The organism is Arthrobacter sp. Y3223151, assembly GCF_059091125.1.
On the sequence record NZ_JBNHGI010000004.1, the window covers coordinates 197693 to 217381 of the forward strand.

The window sequence follows — 19689 nt, forward strand, 5'->3', positions numbered from 1 at the left end:
CAACCCCCTCAGTTCAGCGGGCGGGCGCGCTGCGGACTATGGCGGCCGAGTGTGCGGGCAGCATCAGCCGGCCGGCTGCTGGGGCCTCCGCTGACCCGGTCCCGCCGGGAGCGGCCTCCTCGGACCCAATCCCGCCGGCGCCGTCCCCCGCGATCGTGGCGCCGTCTTCGGCTGCGATCGCGGCGCCGTCGTCGGCGGCCAGCGCAGCGCCGTCTTCGGCTGCGATCGCGGCGCCGTCGTCGGCGGCCAGCGCAGCGCCGTCGTCGGCGGCGAGCGCGGCGCCGTCGTCGGTGGCCAGGACCAGCGTGCCCGGCCGGGCGGGGAGCCGCCGCGGCTCGGCGGAGAAGTTGCAGCAGATCGCGAAGGAGCCGCGCTGCAGGATCAGCCAGCCCTCCTCCGCGTGGGACTCCACCGACAAGGACGCGAAGTTCGGTTCCGTCAGCTCCGGATGCTGCTTCCGGAGGGCGATCAGCCGGGTGTAGAGCTGGAGGAGTCGGGCATGGTCGCTCGTGCCGGGCTCGGCCCAGTCCAGTTTGGAGTTGTGGAACGTCGCCGGGTCCTGCGGATCGGGCACTACCGCAGGATCCCAGCCCATCCGCTCGAACTCCTTGAGCCTGCCGGCAGAGGTCGCCTCGCCGAGCTCCGGTTCGGGATGGGAGGTGAAGAATTGCCACGGCGTGGACGCCGCAAACTCCTCGCCCATGAACACCATCGGCGTAAACGGAGACATCAGGTTCAGCACGGCGGCCAGCGCCAACTGCCCGTAGCCGAGGGTGCCGGTGAGCCGGTCTCCGGCCGCACGGTTGCCGATCTGGTCGTGGTTTTGCGTGCAGACCACCAGTTGCCGGGCGGTCACCCGGTCCTTGTTGATCGGCCGGCCGTGGTGCCGTTCCCGGAACGAGGAGTAGCCGCCGTCGTGGAAGAAGCCGTCCCGCAGCACCTTTTCCAGCGCCCCCAGCCCGGCAAAGTCGGCGTAGTAGCCGCTGGTCTCGCCGGTGAGGTTCACGTGCACGGCGTGGTGGAAGTCGTCGCTCCACTGGCCGGCCAGGCCATAGCCGTTCACCTGCCGGGGCTCGATCAGCCGCGGATTGTTGAGGTCGGACTCAGCGACTAGGAACAACGGCTTATCCAGATCGGCGGCACACTCGTCCGTCGCGGCGGCGATCTCCTCGAGGATGTGCACGGCGCGCTCGTCCCGCAGCGCGTGCACCGCATCCAGGCGCAGGCCGTCCACGTGGTAGTCGCGGAACCACATCAGCACGTTGTCGAGGATGAAGCGGCGGACCTCGTCCGATCCGGGCCCGTCCAGGTTCACGGACTCGCCCCAGGTGTTGGCGCTGCTGCTGCTCAGGTACGGCCCGAACCGCGGCAGGTAGTTTCCGCTGGGACCCAGGTGGTTGTAGACCACGTCCTGGATGACGCCGATGCCCTTGGCGTGGGCGGCGTCCACGAACCGCTGGTAGGCGGCCGGGCCGCCGTAGCTCTCCTGCACCGCGTACCAGAGCACGCCGTCGTAGCCCCAGTTGTGCGTGCCGTTGAACGCGTTGACCGGCAGCAGTTCCACATAATCCACCCCGAGTCCGCCCAGGTAGTCGAGCTTGGCCGCGGCGGAATTTAGCGTGCCCTCGGAGGTGAACGTACCGATGTGCAGTTCGTAGATCACCCCGCCCAGCCCCGGCGAAACCCAGTCCCGGTCCTGCCAGCGGTGGGCCCCGGCGTCGAAGGTCCGGGACATCCCGTGCACCCCGTCCGGCTGGCGGCGCGAGCGCGGATCCGGCAGCACCGCGTCCCCGCCGTCCAGCAGATAGCCGTAGTCGCACTCCCCCTCGGGCGCGGCGGCGGGGTCCGCCAGACGCCACCAGCCGGCGTCGTCCGGGCCCTGCATTGGCAGCCGTGCGGCGCCGGCCTGCAGCTCCACCCTTCCGGCACGCGGGGCCCACACGGCGAAGTTCCGGCTCATGACTTCTCCTCCTGTTCGCGCACCAGCAGCGCCACCGGCAATTCCGTCAGCACGCCGGCCAACGGCAGGACGCCGTTGCTTGCATGGCTCCGCCCGCTCAGCACATCGCGGTATCGTCCGGCGGGCAGGACGACGGCGGTGTCCCGCCACCCGCCGTCGCGCTGCAGCCGCACCGGGAGCCTGGTGGCCAGCGTGATGGCGCCGCCGCGGTCGAAGCCGAACGCGTGGTCGGCCGCGGGGCCCCGAACCGGGACGACTTCGTAGCCGGTGAACAGTTCCGGCCGGTCGCGGCGCAGCCGAAGTGCCCGGGCGACCACCAGCAGCTTGGCTGCCGCGCCGTCGTCCACCGGCGGCGTCCCGTCCCGGTCCAGGTTGTCCAGCGCCTGGCGCCGGGCGGTGAAATCCACCGGCCGGCGGTTGTCCGGGTCCACCAGCGAATGGTCCCAGAACTCGGTGCCCTGGTAGACGTCGGGCACTCCGGGCATGGTCAGCTGGATGAGCTTGGCCGAGAGGGAGTTGCTCCAGCCGAAGGGCTTGATCTTCTCGGCCAGGCTGACCAGCAGCCGGTTAACCTCCGGGTTGTCGAAGGCCGCGTCCACGGCGGCGTGGAGTTGTTTTTCGAAGTCATGGTCCGGGTCGATCCACGAGGTGCTGTTGCCCGCTTCCCGGGCGGCCTTCTCCGCGTAGGCGTGGGCCCGGGCCCGGCTGAACGGCCACGCACCCAGCGCCGCCTGCCAGAGCAGGTCCGCGAACGGCAGATCCCCGAAGGGTGCCAGCCAGTCGAGCTCCGCCAACCAATCCGGCCACTGGTCCGCCAGTTCCGCGAGCACCGAGATGCGGGCCCGGGTGTCCTCGCTGCGCTTCGTGTCATGGGTGGACAGCGCGGTCATGGCGAGCGGCAGTTCCTGCTGCCGGCGGATCAACCGGGTGTGGAGCTCGAACGGCTCCACAGCGAAGATCGACGGGTCCGCCCCCACCTCGTTCAGGGAGGTCAGGCGCGTGTAGCGGTAGAACGCGGTGTCTTCCACACCCTTGGCCATCACCATGCCGGAGGTCTGCTGGAACCGCACCGCGAGCTCGGTGAGCACACCCTGCGGATTCAACAGCGGCAGCAGGGCGGTGACGGCTTCGGCCAGGTCGGGACGGCGCACCTGGGCGGCGATCCCGGCTTCCTCGAGGTAATGCGTGCCGACCGGGAGGTAGCTCCGGTACACCGGGAAGCAGCTGAGCAGCTCGGCGATCGCATCGGCCGCGGTCTCGAACTCCAGACCGGCGCCGGCCGGAACCAGCCGGGCCAGGCGCAGCACCTCGGAGCGCAGGATACCGTCGGCGATCCCCCGCTTGGTGCCGTGGATCATGTGCTGGTACGGCTCGACGGGGGCCGCGTCGGTGAGGCGTTCCCTCCCGTCGGGATCGACCAGCAGCCGGTCCACATCGGCCAGCGCGTCATACCCGGTGGTGCCCGCGCAGGCCCAGTCTGCCGGCAGCTCCTCCCCCGGCTCCAGAATCTTCTCGACCAGGACGTAGGCGCCGCCGGTCAGTTCGTGCAGCCGCTGCAGATAGCCCTTCGGGTCTGCCAGCCCGTCGGGATGGTCCACGCGCAGCCCGTCGACCAAGCCCTCGTCGAACCAGCGCTTGATCTCCGCATGGGATTCATCGAAGACCCAGGGCACCTCCACCCGGACCCCGGCCAGGGAGTTGACGCCGAAGAACCGGCGGTAATTGAGTTCGGCATCGGCCCGCCGCCAGTTCACTAGCTGGTAGTGCTGGCGCTCATGGACTTCGCGGGCGGTAGCGCCGTCGTCGCCGGTCCCCTCGGCCAGGGGGAAGCGGTGGTCGTAGTAACGCAGCTCGCCGTCGGCCAGCTCCAACGCCTCGAGTTCCTCGTCGCCGTCGCCCAGCACGGGCAGCCGGAGCTTGCCGCCGCCGGCGTCCCAATCGATGTCGAACGCCTCGGCGTAGCGGGAGCCGCGGCCCTCCGACAGCAGCGACCACCACCAGCGGTTGTTGGCCGGCGTGGCCACGCCCATGTGGTTCGGCACGATGTCCACCAGGACGCCCATCCCGTTCTTCCGGGCGGCCGCGGAGAGCGTCCGCAGCCCGTCGATCCCGCCCCGGGCCGGGTCCACCGTGCTGAAGTCGACCACGTCGTAGCCGTGATCGGACCCCGGCTCCGCGGTCAGCAGGGGCGACAGGTACACCCAGTCGACGCCGAGCCTGTGCAGGTAGGGCAGCAGTTCGGCGGCGTCATACAGCGTGAACGATTCCCTGATCTGCAGCCGGTAGGTCGACGCCGGGGCCCTCATCCCTTCGCCTGCCCCGTCTCGCTCCCGGCGCCCTGCTGCCCGGGGTCCCCGTCCGGCTCGGCCCCGTCCGGCTCGGCCCCGGCCGTCCGCTCCGCCTCGGCCATCGCCGCAACGGAGGCGGCGACCGAGTGGTCCGGCTCTTCTTCCGGCGCCGAGTGGGCCTTGAGGACCACCGTGGACTTGGCGTCGACCGGCACCTTCGTCCCCGCCTGCAGCGGGCCGGGCAGCTGGTCGCCGCCGGCCGTGTCGATGATGATGTCCCAGGCCGCCGAATACTCCCGCGGCGGCAGCACGAACGGCACCTCGTCGTCGGCGGCGTTGAAGTACACCAGGAAGTGCTCGTCGGTGATCCGCTGCCCGCGGTCGTCGCGCCCGCGGATGCCCTGGCCGTTGAGGAAGACGCCGATGCAGCGGCCGAGGGCCTCGTCCCAGTCCTCGGGCTCCATCGGTGTTCCCTCCGTGGTGAGCCAGACGACGTCGCTCAACGGCTCGCCCTGGCCCCGGCGGACCGGCTTTCCGTCAAAGAACAACCGCCGCCGGAAGGTCGGGTGTTCGGCCCTTAACCGGTTGACGGTGGCGACGAACTCGAGCAGCGGCTGGTCCACGTTGTTCCAGTCCACCCAGGACAGTTCCGAGTCATGGCAGTACACGTTGTTGTTGCCCTGCTGGGTGCGTCCCAGCTCATCCCCGTGCGCGATCATCGGCACGCCCTGGCTCAGCAGCAGGGTGGCCAGGAAGTTCCGCTGCTGGCGGGCGCGCAGGGTGAGGACCGCCGGGTCGTCGGAGGGACCCTCCACGCCGCAGTTCCACGAGCGGTTGTGCGATTCGCCGTCGTTATTGTCTTCGCCGTTGGCCTCATTGTGCTTCTCGTTGTAGGACACCAGGTCCCGCAGCGTGAAGCCGTCATGGGCGGTGACGAAGTTGATGGAGGCAACCGGGCGCCGCCCCGTGGCCTCGTACAGGTCCGAAGAGCCGGTGATGCGGGAGGCGAATTCGCCCAGCGTGGAGGGCTCGCCCCGCCAAAAGTCGCGGACCGTGTCCCGGTACAGGCCGTTCCACTCGGTCCACAGCGGCGGGAAGTTGCCCACCTGGTAGCCGCCCGGGCCGATGTCCCACGGTTCGGCAATGAGCTTGGTTTGGGACACGATCGGATCCTGCTGCACCATTTCGAAGAAAGTCGACAGCCGGTCCACGTCGTAGAACTCGCGGGCCAGGGTGGAGGCCAGGTCGAAGCGGAAACCGTCCACGTGCATTTCCGACGCCCAATAGCGCAGCGAATCCATCAGCAACTGCAGCGAATGGGGGTGGCGCACGTTCAGCGAATTTCCCGTGCCGGTGTAGTCCATGTAGTACTGCTGCTGGTCCTCGACCAGCCGATAGTAGGCGGCGTTGTCGAGTCCGCGGAAGGACAGCGTGGGGCCCAGGTGGTTGCCCTCGGCCGTGTGGTTGTACACGACGTCGAGGATCACCTCGATGCCGGCCAGATGCAGTTCCCGGACCATCGCCTTGAACTCCTGCACCTGCTGCCCGGTATCGCCGGAGGAACAATACGTGTTCTGCGGCGCGAAGAAGCCGATGGTGTTGTAGCCCCAGTAGTTGGACAGCCCCTTTTCCTGGAGCGTGCTGTCGTTCACGAACTGGTGGACCGGCATCAGCTCGATGGCGGTGACGCCCAGCTTCTGCAGGTGCCCGATGACTGCCGGATGCGCGATGCCGGCGTAGGTACCGCGCTGCTCTTCCGGGATCTCCGGGTGCAGCTGGGTCAGGCCCTTCACGTGCGCCTCGTAGATCACCGAGCGGTGATAGGGCGTGCGCGGCTTGCGATCGCCGTCCCAATCAAAGAACGGATTCACGACGACGCCGAGCATCATGTGCCCGGCCGAGTCCTCGTCGTTGCGGGAATCCTCGTCCCCGAAGTTGTAGCCGAACAGCGGCTGGGCCCAGTCGATCTGGCCGCTGACGGCCTTCGCGTAGGGGTCCAGCAGCAGCTTGTTCACATTGCAGCGCTGCCCCTGGCCCGGGTCGTACGCCCCGTCCACCCGGAAGCCGTACTTCTGTCCCGGCTGGACTTGCGGAAGGTAGCAGTGCCAGACGTAGCCGTCGACGTCCTTGAGCTCGATCCGCGTCTCGGCCCCGTCGTCGTCGAACAGGCACAGGAAAACGGCCTCCGCTGCCTCGCTGAACACGGCGAAATTGGTGCCGTTGCCGTCATACGTGGCCCCCAGCGGATAGGCGTCTCCCGGCCAAACTTCCATGTGCAAACTCCTGATGATCGGTTGTGGTCCCTGTTCCCTTCATACCCCATGGTCCTGACAATGGATATCCCCGGTTGTCCGCCCGGCGGGCAATCCGAGGCGGCGCGGCAGGCGTTTGCGGCCCTCGGCCCGGCGCTCGTTGCGTTGGACACACGGGCGGCGGCAGACCCGGGAGGGCCGGCCAGGGCCACGGGCACCCCATCGGCCCGCATCGCGGTCTCCGCCGCTGTCGGCGTCACGGTTTCCACTACTGTCGGCGGGATGGATGCGGGCGTATCGTTGAGCTACCATCAGGTTCTCGTGAGGCAGGGCTGGCCATGACTGGCAGCGGTTCCGGTTCCACAGGCGCTGTCTCCCGGCGCCAATTCACGACGGCGACCGCCCTCACCGTGCTCGGTGCGGCAGGCCTGTTGGGCGGCAGCCTCTCCCGCGCGGCAACCGCCCCTGGCGGTCCGCTGGAAGTCAGCCTCGCGGCGGCGGTCATCAACCGGGTCTACCGCATTACCGCCCGTGAAAGGGCGCGGGTCACGGACGCGCCCAAGCACGAGTTCCGGGGCTTCTGGCTCTCCACCGTGCTGAACATCGATTGGCCGTCGCGCCCCGGCCTGGCGGCGGCCGTTCAGCAGGCCGAACTGCGCAGCTGGCTGGACCTCGCCCGCAGTCGGAACCTGAACGCCGTGCTGCTGCAGGTCCGTCCCGCGGCAGACGTCTTTTGGCCGTCGACGGCGGGAGAGCCGTGGTCCCGCTATCTGACCGGCACCCAGGGACGGAATCCCGGTTACGATCCGCTCGCGTACGCGATCGGCCAGGCGCATGCCCGCAACCTGCACCTGCACCTGCACGCGTGGTTCAACCCGTTCCGCGTGTCCATGACAACGAGCCTTTCGGACCTGATCTCCTGGCATCCGGCGCGGAAAAACCCGAGCTGGAGCTTCGCCTACGGCGGCCGGCGCTATTACAACCCCGGCATCCCCGCCGTCCGCAGCTACATCATCAAGGTGATCACCGAGGTTGTGGCCAAGTACGACGTCGACGGCATCCACCTCGACGACTATTTCTACCCCTATCCGGTCGCGGGGCAAAGCATCCCGGACTCCGCTGCCTACAATGCCTACCGGCTGGCCGGCGAGAGCGTGGCGAACTTCCGGCGGCGCAGCGTCAATGCTTTCGTCCGCGACCTCAGCGCCGCGATCTTCGCGGCCAAGCCGCGGATGCTGTTCGGCATCAGCCCCTTCGGCATCTGGCGCAACCGATCGACCGACAGCCTGGGCTCCGCTACCTCTGGCCTGCAGAGCTACGACGCCACGTACGCCGACTCCCGGCTCTGGGTCAAGCAAGGCTGGCTGGACTACGTGGTCCCGCAGCTGTACTGGCACCAGGGGAACCCGGCGGCCGATTACAACACGCTGGTCAACTGGTGGGCGGCCCAGGTGGGCGGCACCGTCTGCAAGCTCTACATCGGCGAGGCGGCCTACAAGGTGGGCGACCCCGCCCAGGGGGCCGACTGGCAGGACCCCCGCGAGCTCTACAACCACACGGCGAAATGCCGGGCGACGCCGGCGGTGCGCGGCCAGGTGTACTTCTCCGCCAAGTCCGTCCGGGCCAATCGGCTGGGCAGCATCGGCCTTGTCCAGGACAAGTTTTACCGGCGCGTGGCGATGACCCCGGTGATGTCCCATCTGGGCGCCCAGCGGCCCTACGCGCCGCTGATCGCCAGCGCCCGGTGGAACGGATCCGGCGTCGAGCTCATCTGGCGGGGGGCGACGAGCGGGACGCTGCCGAGGCACTATGCCATCTACCGCTGGGAGTCCACCGGCGCCGCGGCCGCGTTCATTCCCTCGCAGGCGGGAGCCCTCCGGCGCGTGCACCGCCGCCGCGGCAATCCCGAAAGGTTCGTGGACACGGGCGCCGTCCGGGGACGCACGTACTGGTACGTGGTGGTCGGCATGAGCGACCTCATGGTCGAATCCGCGGCGGCATCCGCCATCTTCATACGAGCCTGATGCGGGACGAAACCATGACGCCTGCCTCCCCCTCCGACGACGACCAGGGCCTCGTCCTGCTGGAAACTCTCGCCGGCCGGTTTGCGGATGACCCGCTGGTCGAACGCGGCACCATGTTCCGCAGTCGCGGGCTGAGGGTGGCTGGAAAGGTCTTCGCGTTCCTCGGCCACGGCGACCGGCTGATCGTGAAGGTTCCGCGGCGGCGCGCGGAAGAGTATGTTGCTTCCGGAGCGGCGGAACCGGTCACCATGGGACAGCGGACGATGAGGGAATGGGTGGCTTTCCCGGCGGTGGCCGACGACGGGTCGGCGGCCGGGCAACAGTGGCTGAGCGTCGTCGACGAGGCGTACGCGTACGTCAAAGGCCTGGGCGGCAGCTGAAGACGGGCGCCGTTACCCTGCCGACTGCCGTGCGGGCTGGAACAGTTCCACCAGATTTCCTGCCGGGTCGGCGAGCAGTATCTGGCGTCCGCCGGGACCGGCAACCACGTCGCTGCGAAAGGACAGTCCCGCCCGGCGCAGCCGGTCGATCTCCGCGTCCAGGTCCCGGACGACCAGGTGGATGCGGTTCCGCCCGGCGGACGCATAATCCGCCGGGGTCGCGCGCGCCCCCGAGCTTGCCGGCCCGGAGAGCAACAGCCGCAGCGGTCCCCGCGTCACGTCGGCGAAGGCGGGCGAGCGCATGTTGACGGTGAAGCCGAAATGGCCCGTGTAGAAGTCCACGGCCGCCCCGACGTCGTCCACGAGGTAGCGGACGCTGGCGAACTGCTCCGATGCTGGCACGGCTCTTCCCCTCAATGTGCGGCTAGCGGCGGGCGCCGGCTGTCAGGATACATCGCACGCTTTGCCCAGGACAGGGCCCGGCACCGGTCCCCCAGCGACGACGAGCGCGACGGCGCAGCGATGCGGGACGGCGCAGCGACGCGGAACGACCGCCCGGCCTTCCGCCGATGCGCAAGGTCGGGAACAATGGGCGGACGCTCCCCCGCCCTGCCCAACAGCCCAGGAGTCATCGTGGCACAGCTGCTGTATTCCGCAATCATGTCGCTGGACGGCTACATTGCCGACCGGGACGGCAACTTCGATTGGAGCGTTCCCGACGAGGAGGTGCACTCCTTCGTCAACGACCTGGAAGGACGGGTGGGCACCTATCTCTTCGGCCGGCGCATGTATGAGGTGATGGCCGTCTGGGAAACCGTGCCCGCCGGCCCGGAGGTTCCCCCGGTTGAGCGGGACTTCGCCGAGTCGTGGCTGCGGAAGGACAAGGTGGTCTACTCCCGGACCCTGCAGACGGTTTCAAGCGCCCGCACCCGGATCGAGCGGGAATTCGAGCCGGAGGCCGTCCGGCGCATGAAGGCCTCGGCATCGGCGGACCTGAGCATCAGCGGGCCTGAGCTCGCCAGCCACGCCTTCGCGGCGGGACTGGTCGATGAATGCCTGTTCTTCGTCTCGCCGGTCGTGGTGGGCGGCGGGAAGCGCTTTCTGGCCGAGGACCTGAGGCTCGGGCTCGAACTGCTGGACGAGCGCCGCTTCGGCAACGGCGTCGTGTACCTGCGTTACCGCGTGGAACCTTAGCCCGGCCTCGACGCGCGCCCGGCTGCCGGCCGCTACTTCTCGGCGACCGCCATGGCCGTTGCCAGATCGCCGTCGTGGCTCATGGACAGGTGCCAGAACTTCACACCCCGGGCCGCCGATGCCGCGGCGACGGTGCCGGTGAATTCCGGGTAGGGGTCTCCCCCGGCGTCCACGCAGATGGTGCAGTCCTGCCAGTTCATGCCGGCCGGAGCCCCCAGTGCCTTGGCGATCGCTTCCTTGGCGGCGAAACGGGCGGCCAGGGACCGGGTGTTGAGCTCCCGTTCCGCCGGCGTGAACAGTCGCTCGAGCAGGGCCGGGGTGCGCTGCAACTGCCGGCGGAACCTGGAAACTTCCACCACGTCCACGCCGATGCCCACGATCATTCTTCGGCTCCCGCTCGAACCGACCACGGCGAGCGGGCACACCGCGGAGCCAGGACCGGCTCCCCGGTGGATATCAGGGTGCACCGCACGGGCGGCACGGACAGCAGCCGGACGCGCCGCCGGACCGCCGCGTGGCGGGCGCGGACGGGGCGCCTCGGGACGGAGCAGGCCCCGATCCTGTTGTACGGAGATCGGGGCGCCGCGAAGAGTAAGCGGGTGGACATGCCTGCCATCTGCCTGCTACTCGACGGTGACGCTCTTGGCCAGGTTGCGCGGCTGGTCCACGTCGTAGCCCTTGGCCGTCGCCAGTGCCAAGGCGAAGATCTGCAGCGGGACCGTGGTGAGCAGCGGAGCCAGCAGCGTCGGCGTCTCGGGAACGTAGAAGACGAACTCGGCGAAGTCCTTGACGGAGACGTCGCCTTCCTCGGCGATGACAATGGTCTTGGCGCCGCGGGCGCGGATTTCCTGGATGTTCGAGACGACCTTGGCGTGCAGCGAGTTGCGGCCGCGCGGGGAAGGTACCACCACGAAGACCGGCTGCCCTTCCTCGATCAGGGCGATCGGCCCGTGCTTGAGCTCGCCGGCGGCGAAGCCTTCGGCGTGGATGTAGGCCAGCTCCTTAAGCTTCAGCGCGCCCTCCATGGCAACCGGGAAGCCGACATGGCGGCCCAGGAACAGGACCGACTTGCTTTCGGCCATGAGCACGGCCAGGTCCTTGATGTCCTTGGCGTTGTCCAGCACGCTCTGGATCTTCGCCGGGATCTTGCCCAGGTCGGCCAGGATGTCCTTGATCTCGCCCTGGAACTTGTTCCCGCGCAGCTGCGCCAGGTAGAGGCCCAGCAGGTAGGCGGCGGTGATCTGCGCCAAAAAGGCCTTGGTCGAGGCGACGGCGATCTCGGGCCCGGCGTGGGTGTAGAGCACGGCGTCGGCCTCACGCGGGATGGTCGAACCGTTGGTGTTGCAGATGGCGAGGACCTTGGCTCCCTGCTCCTTGGCGTACCGGACGGCCATCAGGGTGTCCATGGTTTCGCCGGACTGGGAGATGGCCACGATCAGGGTGTTGGCGTCCACGATCGGGTCGCGGTACCGGAACTCGTGCGAGAGTTCGACCTCGACCGGGATGCGGCACCAGTGCTCTATCGCGTACTTCGCCACCTGCCCGGCGTAGGCCGATGTGCCGCAGGCCAGCACGATGATCTTGTTGGCGGTCTTGAGCAGCTCCGGGTCGATCCGCAGCTCGTCCAGGGTCAGCCTGCCGTGCAGGTCCGAGCGGCCGAGCAGGGTCTGGCCGACCGCCTCGGGCTGGTCGTTGATTTCCTTCTCCATGAAGGAGGGGTAGCCGCCCTTCTCCGCGGCGGCGGCATCCCAGTTCACCTCGAACTCGGTGCCCTGGGCGGCGTTGCCGAAGAAGTCGGTGATCTCGAAGGAGTCGGGGGTGATGGTGACGATCTGGTCCTGCTCCAGCTCCACGGCGCGGCGGGTGAAGTCGATGAAGCCGGAGACGTCGGAGCCCAGGAAGTTCTCGCCCTCGCCCAGCCCGACGACGAGCGGCGAGTTACGGCGCGCGGCGACGACGACGTCGGGCTGGTCCTGGTGGATGGCGAGCAGGGTGAAGGCGCCCTCCAGCCGCTGGCAGGCGAGCTGCATGGCCTTGGCCAGGGTCGCGGTGGCGGGATCCTCCGCGACCAGGGACCGGTAGAGGTCCCCGAGCAGCACCGCGGCCACCTCGGTGTCCGTTTCCGAGCGGAACGTGTGGCCCTTGGCCAGCATGGAGGCACGGATCTCGGCGAAGTTCTCGATGATGCCGTTGTGGATCACGGCGAGCTTGTCGCCGTCGGCCAGGTGCGGGTGCGCGTTTTCGTCGGTGGGGCCGCCGTGCGTGGCCCAGCGGGTGTGGCCGATGCCGGTCAGCGACTCGGGCAGCGGGGCGGCCTTGAGCTCGTCCAGCAGATTGCTCAGCTTGCCCGACTTCTTCCGCGCCTCGATCCCGGAACTGGAGATGACTGCCACTCCCGCGGAATCGTAACCGCGGTATTCCAGGCGGCGAAGACCCTCGAGAACGACGTCCAGGGCGCTGTGATCAGCAGCGCTGACTCCGGCCCCGCCGTCGCGGCGGCCAACATAACCTACGATTCCACACATGGAATTAAGGGTACCTGCCCGCGGGACCGTCACCGACAGCGGGTTCCGCACGCCCTCCCGGCGGCAGCTGCGGCGGTAGGACGGGACGATCCGGCGCGCCGCAGCGGGGCGCCTTTTGGGATTTGAATCCCGCAGCAGGCACAATTCATAGGTGACTGATGCGACACCGAAGACGACGGCGTCCAACGGTGAGAGTAACTTCACACCATTCGTGGAGCTGGACCGGCAGACCTGGTCCCGGCTATCCAACGAGATTGAACAGCCCCTGGACCAGGACGATATCGAGCGGCTCCGGGGCCTGGGCGATGCCCTGAACCTGGACGAAGTCCGCGAGGTCTACCTGCCGCTCTCCCGGCTGCTCAACCTTTATGTGGGCGCGGCCGGCGAGCTGCACAAGGCCACCACCACCTTCCTGGGCGAAACCAGCCGCCGCACACCGTTCGTCATCGGCGTGGCCGGTTCGGTCGCCGTCGGGAAATCCACCACCGCCCGCGTGCTGCGCGAGATGCTGCGCCGCTGGCCGGACACCCCGAACGTGGAGCTGATCACCACCGACGGTTTCCTCTACCCCAACGCCGAACTGGCGCGGCGCGGGCTGATGGAGCGCAAGGGCTTCCCCGAGTCCTACGACCAGCGGGCGCTGCTGCGGTTCGTGTCCGAGGTGAAGTCCGGGGCCGAGGAAGTGCATGCGCCGTGGTATTCGCACCTGACCTACGACATCGTGCCGGACAAGGAAGTGGTGGTCCACCGTCCGGATGTGTTGATCGTGGAGGGCCTGAACGTCCTGGCTCCGGCGCGCCCGCGGGCGGACGGACGCACCGGGCTAGCGCTCAGCGATTTCTTCGACTTCTCCATTTATGTGGATGCCAAGACGTCCTATATTGAGCAGTGGTATGTCAACCGTTTCCACAAACTGCGGCGGACGTCCTTTGCGGATCCGGAATCCTATTTCCACCGTTACGCCTCGCTCACGGACGAGGAGGCCACCGAGACGGCCCTGGGTATCTGGCGCCGGATTAATGAACCCAACCTGAGGGAGAACGTGCTGCCGACACGCGGGCGGGCACAGCTGGTGCTCACCAAGGATGCGGACCACTCGATCCGCAGAATGCTGCTGCGGAAAACCTGACATGGCCGTTCTGAGGGCTCCGGTGCTCGCAGCCGGCCTGGCCGCCGCGCTGGCCCTGCTCACCGGTTGCGCCCCGGCGGGGGAAACCGCTCCGCCTCCCGCCGCGTCCGCAGGGACGACGACGGCCGCACCGACTGCGCCGGCGACCCCGGCCAAGGGAACCACGTCCCTTCCGGTCCCCGAACAGAGCCCGAAGGCTCCGAGGAACGACGGTGACGCCACCGGCGGCGGGAAGAAGGACGGCGGGGGCAAGGGCGGGGCCTCGGCCGGCGGGAAGAAGGACGGCGCGGGCGGCGGCGGGAAAAAGGACGGCACCGCGGCCGCCGGGGAGGACCACACAGATCCGGCGAGCATCGCCGTCGTCGTCAACAAGGCCCGGCCGCTCGATCCCCTGAACTACCATCCCGGAGACCTGCGCCAGCCGGCGGTGGCCCTGGGGACCGGCGGGGAATCGGCGCTGCTGCGCGACGCCGTGGCGACCGCCACCGAGGACATGTTCAACGCGGCCGCCGCCGACGGCGCGTTTATGATCATGGTCAGCGGTTTCCGGTCCTACGCCACGCAGGCGAGCACCTACAACCACTGGGTCCGGCAACACGGCAGCGAGGTGGCAGCGGACATGGTCTCGGCGCGGCCGGGTTATTCGGAGCACCAGACCGGGCTGTCCCTGGACATCGGCGACGCCACCGGGGTCTGCAACCTGCAGCAGTGTTTCGCCGACACGGCAGCGGGCAGCTGGGCGGCCCACAACGCCGCCCGCTTCGGATTCATCATCCGCTACCGGCCCGGCTCCGAGGCCATGACCGGTTATTCGCCGGAACCCTGGCACCTGCGCTACGTGGGCAAGAAAGTGGCCGCGGACATGGCCAAACGGGGCATCGAAACGCTCGAAGAGTACTTCGGGCTGCCCGGAGCCGCCCGCTATTCGTGAGCGGGCGCAGCGGTCCCAACCTGCGGCGGCCCCATCCCGCGGGGGGCCTCCTGTCCCTGCCCCGGCGGCCGCAGGTCCCCTCCCCGAGGCGCTACATTGGCCACATGATAAACGGATTCAAAGAGTTCATTATGAAGGGCAACGTCATTGACCTTGCCGTGGCCGTGATCATCGGCGGAGCCTTCGGGACCGTGGTCAACGCCTTGGTCAACAGGGTGCTGATGCCGTTCATCGCCGGGTTGGTCGGCTCGCCAAATTTCGACAGTTTCCTGCTGTGGAACTTCAACGGGAACGACGTCGCGTTCGGCGTCCTGCTGACCGCCATCGTGAACTTCCTGCTCATCGCCTCGGCGATCTACTTCGTCATCGTGGCACCGATGAACCACATGATCGAGCGGCGCAACCGCCGCCTGGGAATCAACAAGGAACAAGAGGCCGTCGACCCTCAGGTCGCGCTGCTCACCGAGATCCGAGACGCCCTGCAGGCACGCAACCAGGCGTAAGGGCGACGTCCGGAAGCCGGCCGCTACCGCCGCTGCGGGCCGTTTTGGCAGCGCCTCCCGGAGGGCCTGACGTTTCCTCGCGTCCGGCGTACGCTATGAGCATCACCATCGGGGGCCTGCTGGAGGGAGCTCCCGACACCTCCCCTCAAGAATCAGGTGATCCTCCATGCGACCCATTCTCCCCCTCTCCTTGGCGGCACGATGTGCCGCCGCCCTGCTGACCGCCGTCGCCCTAATGCTGACGGGGTTGCCGGCTTCCGCCGGCCACGTTGGCTCCGACACCCACGGTGCGTCACCGGGGTGCGCGGACCGAATCATCGACCTGCCGGACGCGACGTCCGCGGAGGGCATCGCCGCCGGCCGGGGCAGCACCTTCTACGCCGGCGACCTGCTGGCGGGCGACATCTTCCGTGGCGACGTACGGCGGGGCACCGCCGAGAAGTTCATCGACGCACCGGACAGCCGGTTCGCCGTCGGCATGGCTGCCGACACGCGGCGGAACCTGCTCTTCGTGGCCGGCGGACCTACCGGCAAGGCCTATGTTTACAACACCCGGACCGCGGAACCTGTGGCCGAGTTCCAGTTGAACGACCCCGCCAACTCCTTCATCAACGACGTAACCCTTGGCCGGGGCGGCGCCTGGTTTACGAACTCGCGCGAAGGGGAGCTGTACTTCGTACCGATCGGCCACCGCGGGCAGCTGGGCAGCCCGCGGACACTGCAACTGAGCGGCCCTGCCGCGGAAACCCCCGCGGCGTTCAACCTGAACGGCATAGTGGCGGCCGACCACGGGCGACAGCTGATTGTGGCCCACTCGGCCAACGCTGCGCTGTACACCGTGAACCCGGAAACCGGTGCCAGCGCCGAAATCTCCGGCGTCAGCGTCCCCAACGTCGACGGGTTGGTGCTGAAGGGCCGCTGGCTTTGGGCGGTCCAAAACATGGACAACCAGATCAGCGTGATCAGGCTGGACCGCCGGATTGACTTCGGTGAGGTCCGGTCCGTGATCACCAGTGACGCTTTCCAGACCCCGACCACCGCCGCGCTGTTCGGCCGCCGCCTCGCCGTCGTGAACGCGAAGTTCGACACCGGGAACCCGCCGACGGCGGACAGCTACGAGGTGGTGCTGGTGAAGGCCTGGCACTGAGGGCTGCCCCCGCACGCGGTCCTTGGGTCCCGGCAGGTCCGCCGACCGCCGGACCGACCTCCCGGCCGCCTTAGTCTGCGGGGGCGCCCCTACTCGGCGGCGGCCGCCTCCAGCGACAGGTGCGCCTTCACGGTCCGGGCCAGCTCCTCGGCGGTAGCCTGGGCGGTTTCCATGTCAGCGGCTTCGACCATCACGCGCACGACGGGCTCGGTGCCGGAGGGGCGCAGCAGCACGCGTCCGGTCCCACCCAGCGCGGCGGACGCGGCCGCCACGGCCCGCTGGAGGGGCTGGTTGGTTTCGACCCCGGACTTGTCCACGTCCTTGACGTTGATCAGGACCTGGGGAAGCCGGACCATCCGCTGCGACAGCTCCGAGAGGGGCTTGCCGGACTTGGCCACCTGTGCGGCCAGCTGCAGCCCGGTCAGGACGCCGTCGCCGGTGGTCGCGTACTCCGAGAAGATCACGTGCCCGGATTGTTCGCCGCCCAGCGAGTATCCGTGGGCGCGCATGCATTCCAGCACGTACCGGTCGCCCACCGCGGTTTCCTGGATGCGGATGCCGGCATCCTGCAGGGCCAGCTTCATGCCGAGGTTGCTCATGACCGTGGCGACCAGGACGTCGTCCTTGAGCCGGCCGGCGTCGCGCAGGGCCAGCGCCAGGATGGTCATGATCTGGTCGCCGTCCACGACGTCGCCGCGCTCGTCCACGGCCAGGCAGCGGTCGGCGTCGCCGTCGTGGGCAATGCCCAAGTCGGCGCCGTGCTCGACCACGGCTGCCTGCAGCTTCTCCAGGTGGGTGGACCCCACGCCGTCGTTGATGTTCAGCCCGTCCGGCTCGGCTCCCATCACCACGATGTCCGCACCGGCGGCGCGGAACACCTCCGGGGAGCAGCCGCTGGCCGCGCCGTGCGCGCAGTCGAGAACCACCTTCAGGCCCTCCAGACGGGAAGGCAGGGTCTGCAGCAGGTGCAGGATGTAGCGGTCTTCCGCGTCTGCGAAACGCTGGATACGTCCGATCTCCGCCCCCGTGGGCCGGACGCGCGGCTGCGCCATCTCCTGCTCGATCGCGTCCTCGACCTCGTCCGGCAGCTTGTGCCCGCCGCGGGCGAAAAACTTGATGCCGTTATCCGGGGCCGGATTGTGCGAGGCGGAAATCATCACGCCAAAGTCCGCCGCCAGGTCCCCCACCAGGTAAGCGGCCGCAGGCGTGGGCAGTACCCCGGCGTCGTAGACATCGACGCCCGCACTCGCGAGGCCGGCCTCCACGGCGGCGCTGATGAACTCGCCGCTGGCGCGCGGGTCGCGGGCGATCACCGCCGTCGGGCGCTTGCCGTCTTCAACTTGCCGGTGGCCAAGGACCACTGCGGCAGCCTGCGCGACCTCGAGCGCCAGCTCTGCAGTGATCAATCCGTTGGCCAGTCCGCGGACTCCGTCGGTACCAAATAATCTAGACATCGCGACCCATTTTACGGCAGCGCACCAAGGAGCCGGTTCACCGACCGCCGGCGGTCCCGTGCCAGGCCGTGATTTGGCGGCTGGCCCTGCCGCGGGCGGCCTTCCACAGGTGGAATCGGGCGGCGGAAGAGACGGGAGCACACCCGGAACCAAGGCATCGGCTTCCACGCCCCCCACACCCGCTGCAGCCGCTTAAACACACGCGAGGCCCCGCAGCCATGCTGCGGGGCCTCGCGTGGAAGCAGGAGCTTCGGAAGCGGTTTAGCGCTTCGAGTACTGCGGCGCCTTGCGGGCCTTCTTGAGGCCTGCCTTCTTGCGCTCGATGATGCGTGCGTCGCGGGTGAGGAAACCGGCCTTCTTCAGGGTCGGGCGGTTGTTCTCGCGGTCGATCTCGTTCAGTGCACGGGCAACGCCCAGGCGCAGCGCACCGGCCTGGCCGGAGGGGCCGCCGCCGTGGATGCGGGCGATGACGTCGTAAGCGCCTTCCAGATCCAGGATCTTGAACGGATCGTTCACTTCCTGCTGGTGCAGCTTGTTCGGGAAGTAGTTCGCCAGCTCACGGCCGTTGATGGTCCAGTTGCCGGCACCCGGAACCAGACGTACGCGGGCGATCGCCTGCTTGCGGCGACCCACGGCGCCTCCGCCTACGGTGAGGGCGGGGCGTTCCTTCTTGGCGGTCTCGGTGACCTCGGATGATTCCGAGGTGTAGCTGGTGAGGGTTTCGCCCTCAGCAGCGGTGTTCAGCTCTTCAGCCACGATTCTCCTTGAATTAAGTTTCTAGTGGTGGCCGGCGCTACTGGGCGACCTGGGTGATTTCGAAGGTCTTCGGCTGCTGGGCAGCGTGCGGGTGCTCGGCACCCGTGTAGACCTTCAGCTTGGACAGCTGCTGGGCAGCCAGGGAGTTCTTCGGCAGCATGCCCCTGATGGCCTTCTCAACTGCACGAACCGGGTTCTTCTCCAGCAGTTCGGCGTAGTTGACGGAGGACAGGCCACCCGGGAAACCGGAGTGGCGGTAGGCACGCTTCTGTTCGAGCTTGGCGCCGGTCAGGGCGACCTTCTCAGCGTTGATGATGATGACGAAATCGCCCATGTCCATGTGAGGAGCAAAGGTCGGCTTGTGCTTTCCGCGCAGCAGTGTTGCGGTCTGGCTGGCAAGACGACCCAGGACGACGTCGGTGGCGTCAATGACGTGCCACTGGCGGTTGATATCGCCGGGCTTCGGAGTGTACGTACGCACGGTTTTTGCCTTCGTTTGGTGTTCTAAGGTAGCGGCGCATTCTTCACAGAACACACGCGCAAAGTTGGTGATGCGCTACCGGAACTTCAGGTGAGGACTGAAATGTAACCAGTGGCCCAGAAAGTCTCGGCTATTTCCGTGGACCAGGTTGGCCCTGCAACTGGGCCGCCACACGGACATAGCGTATCGAGGTTGGACACGCACAACGACTACCAAGGTTATCCTGCCGTGCCGGGTTAGGTCAAAAAGACCCACAACAGCACGACGACGCCGGTGCCTGGCCGGTGCCCTGGCCCGCCCGTGACCTGATTTAGCTGCCGGCACCGGTGGGGTCCCCCAGCAACTGGACTAGCTCCCGGGGCTGCTGGGGCCGCTGCTGCCGGGGAGGTTCAGTCCCAGCAGGGCCTTGATGCGTTCCTCGGCCTCCGGGCCGCTCTGTGCGGCAGCCACATTGGCTTCGCTGACCGCCTGGACCACTTCATCGCGCTGGATCTTCACGCCGCGCGGGGCCTCGATGCCGAGGCGGACGCCGTCGCGGCGGGCGTCCAGCACGGTGATGACAATGTCGTCACCGATCAGGATCCGCTCTCCGGGTTTTCGCGTCAGCACCAGCACGCGTCAACTCTATCGCAGCTGAACTTGGCGCCCGGGCAGCCCCGCGCGCG

The 19689-nt window shown here is 68.2% G+C and carries 17 protein-coding genes; 7 read left to right on the plus strand and 10 right to left on the minus strand.

Annotation, left to right across the window (positions count from 1 at the left end; translation table 11 throughout):
- Positions 1-13 precede the first annotated feature (13 nt).
- From treZ to glgX, 3 genes are read right to left on the minus strand one after another with little or no spacing between them, the layout of a single operon-like run.
- Positions 14-1960, minus strand: coding sequence for a malto-oligosyltrehalose trehalohydrolase (gene treZ, locus AC5RUP_RS08350; protein WP_494158448.1), 1947 nt, complete (start codon positions 1958-1960; stop codon positions 14-16).
- Positions 1957-4266: a malto-oligosyltrehalose synthase gene (gene treY / locus AC5RUP_RS08355; protein ID WP_494158449.1), complete on the minus strand. Its 2310-nt coding sequence runs from the start codon at positions 4264-4266 to the stop codon at positions 1957-1959. The genes treZ and treY overlap by 4 nt, the downstream gene beginning before the upstream one ends.
- Positions 4263-6521 (minus strand): glycogen debranching protein GlgX, encoded by a 2259-nt coding sequence (gene glgX, locus AC5RUP_RS08360; protein WP_494158450.1) that lies wholly within the window; start codon positions 6519-6521, stop codon positions 4263-4265. Before glgX ends, treY begins: the two co-directional genes overlap by 4 nt.
- A 317-nt stretch (positions 6522-6838) precedes the next feature.
- On the opposite strand from glgX, the gene AC5RUP_RS08365 reads away from it, so the two are divergent.
- Together AC5RUP_RS08365 and AC5RUP_RS08370 are read left to right on the plus strand one after the other, a co-directional pair.
- The gene (locus AC5RUP_RS08365; protein ID WP_494153707.1) at positions 6839-8524 is read left to right on the plus strand and encodes a glycoside hydrolase family 10-like protein; all 1686 of its coding nucleotides are present in this window, start codon (positions 6839-6841) and stop codon (positions 8522-8524) included.
- 14 nt (positions 8525-8538) lie between these two features.
- Positions 8539-8904, plus strand: a complete 366-nt coding sequence (locus AC5RUP_RS08370) for a TfoX/Sxy family protein (RefSeq protein WP_494158451.1) — start codon at positions 8539-8541, stop codon at positions 8902-8904.
- Positions 8905-8916: 12 nt separating this feature from the next.
- Here AC5RUP_RS08370 and AC5RUP_RS08375 read toward each other — a convergent pair whose 3' ends face one another.
- Complete coding sequence (locus tag AC5RUP_RS08375; protein ID WP_494153709.1) at positions 8917-9306, minus strand: VOC family protein; 390 nt, start codon at positions 9304-9306, stop codon at positions 8917-8919.
- A gap of 231 nt (positions 9307-9537) precedes the next feature.
- Here AC5RUP_RS08375 and AC5RUP_RS08380 point away from each other — a divergent pair, with 231 nt between their 5' ends.
- On the plus strand, positions 9538-10098 hold the full coding sequence (locus AC5RUP_RS08380) for a dihydrofolate reductase family protein (protein ID WP_494153710.1): 561 nt from the start codon (positions 9538-9540) through the stop codon (positions 10096-10098).
- A gap of 32 nt (positions 10099-10130) precedes the next feature.
- Here the strand turns inward: AC5RUP_RS08380 and AC5RUP_RS08385 are convergent, their stop codons facing one another.
- Entirely contained in the window at positions 10131-10481 is a 351-nt protein-coding gene (locus AC5RUP_RS08385) for a holo-ACP synthase (RefSeq protein ID WP_494000425.1), read from the minus strand.
- A 240-nt stretch (positions 10482-10721) separates the two neighbouring features.
- Positions 10722-12623 (minus strand): glutamine--fructose-6-phosphate transaminase (isomerizing), encoded by a 1902-nt coding sequence (gene glmS / locus AC5RUP_RS08390; protein WP_494067475.1) that lies wholly within the window; start codon positions 12621-12623, stop codon positions 10722-10724.
- A 151-nt stretch (positions 12624-12774) separates the two neighbouring features.
- On the opposite strand from glmS, the gene coaA reads away from it, so the two are divergent.
- From coaA to AC5RUP_RS08410, 4 genes are all read left to right on the plus strand, one after another.
- Entirely contained in the window at positions 12775-13752 is a 978-nt protein-coding gene (gene coaA / locus AC5RUP_RS08395) for a type I pantothenate kinase (RefSeq protein WP_494153711.1), read from the plus strand.
- A gap of 1 nt (position 13753) precedes the next feature.
- Entirely contained in the window at positions 13754-14683 is a 930-nt protein-coding gene (locus AC5RUP_RS08400) for a M15 family metallopeptidase (RefSeq protein ID WP_494153712.1), read from the plus strand.
- Between the two features lie 104 nt (positions 14684-14787).
- Positions 14788-15186 (plus strand): large conductance mechanosensitive channel protein MscL, encoded by a 399-nt coding sequence (mscL, locus tag AC5RUP_RS08405; protein ID WP_494153713.1) that lies wholly within the window; start codon positions 14788-14790, stop codon positions 15184-15186.
- Between the two features lie 166 nt (positions 15187-15352).
- Complete coding sequence (locus AC5RUP_RS08410; RefSeq protein ID WP_494153714.1) at positions 15353-16333, plus strand: SMP-30/gluconolactonase/LRE family protein; 981 nt, start codon at positions 15353-15355, stop codon at positions 16331-16333.
- A gap of 89 nt (positions 16334-16422) precedes the next feature.
- Here AC5RUP_RS08410 and glmM read toward each other — a convergent pair whose 3' ends face one another.
- From glmM to AC5RUP_RS08430, 4 genes are all read right to left on the minus strand, one after another.
- Entirely contained in the window at positions 16423-17787 is a 1365-nt protein-coding gene (glmM, locus tag AC5RUP_RS08415; RefSeq protein WP_494132058.1) for a phosphoglucosamine mutase, read from the minus strand.
- 261 nt (positions 17788-18048) lie between these two features.
- Positions 18049-18543 (minus strand): 30S ribosomal protein S9, encoded by a 495-nt coding sequence (gene rpsI, locus AC5RUP_RS08420; RefSeq protein WP_493979144.1) that lies wholly within the window; start codon positions 18541-18543, stop codon positions 18049-18051.
- A 37-nt stretch (positions 18544-18580) separates the two neighbouring features.
- Positions 18581-19024, minus strand: coding sequence for a 50S ribosomal protein L13 (gene rplM / locus AC5RUP_RS08425; RefSeq protein ID WP_493979145.1), 444 nt, complete (start codon positions 19022-19024; stop codon positions 18581-18583).
- Between the two features lie 348 nt (positions 19025-19372).
- Positions 19373-19639: a carbon storage regulator gene (locus AC5RUP_RS08430; RefSeq protein WP_494132059.1), complete on the minus strand. Its 267-nt coding sequence runs from the start codon at positions 19637-19639 to the stop codon at positions 19373-19375.
- Between the last annotated feature and the right edge of the window lie 50 nt (positions 19640-19689).

Coding starts and splice junctions, on each gene's coding strand:
- treZ (WP_494158448.1), bottom strand. CDS start 1,960: ATGAGCCGGAACTTCGCCGTGTGGGCCCCGCGTGCCGGAAGGGTGGAG.
- treY (WP_494158449.1), bottom strand. CDS start 4,266: ATGAGGGCCCCGGCGTCGACCTACCGGCTGCAGATCAGGGAATCGTTC.
- glgX (WP_494158450.1), bottom strand. CDS start 6,521: ATGGAAGTTTGGCCGGGAGACGCCTATCCGCTGGGGGCCACGTATGAC.
- AC5RUP_RS08365 (WP_494153707.1), top strand. CDS start 6,839: ATGACTGGCAGCGGTTCCGGTTCCACAGGCGCTGTCTCCCGGCGCCAA.
- AC5RUP_RS08370 (WP_494158451.1), top strand. CDS start 8,539: ATGACGCCTGCCTCCCCCTCCGACGACGACCAGGGCCTCGTCCTGCTG.
- AC5RUP_RS08385 (WP_494000425.1), bottom strand. CDS start 10,481: ATGATCGTGGGCATCGGCGTGGACGTGGTGGAAGTTTCCAGGTTCCGC.
- glmS (WP_494067475.1), bottom strand. CDS start 12,623: ATGTGTGGAATCGTAGGTTATGTTGGCCGCCGCGACGGCGGGGCCGGA.
- AC5RUP_RS08400 (WP_494153712.1), top strand. CDS start 13,754: ATGGCCGTTCTGAGGGCTCCGGTGCTCGCAGCCGGCCTGGCCGCCGCG.
- mscL (WP_494153713.1), top strand. CDS start 14,788: ATGATAAACGGATTCAAAGAGTTCATTATGAAGGGCAACGTCATTGAC.
- AC5RUP_RS08410 (WP_494153714.1), top strand. CDS start 15,353: ATGCGACCCATTCTCCCCCTCTCCTTGGCGGCACGATGTGCCGCCGCC.
- glmM (WP_494132058.1), bottom strand. CDS start 17,787: ATGTCTAGATTATTTGGTACCGACGGAGTCCGCGGACTGGCCAACGGA.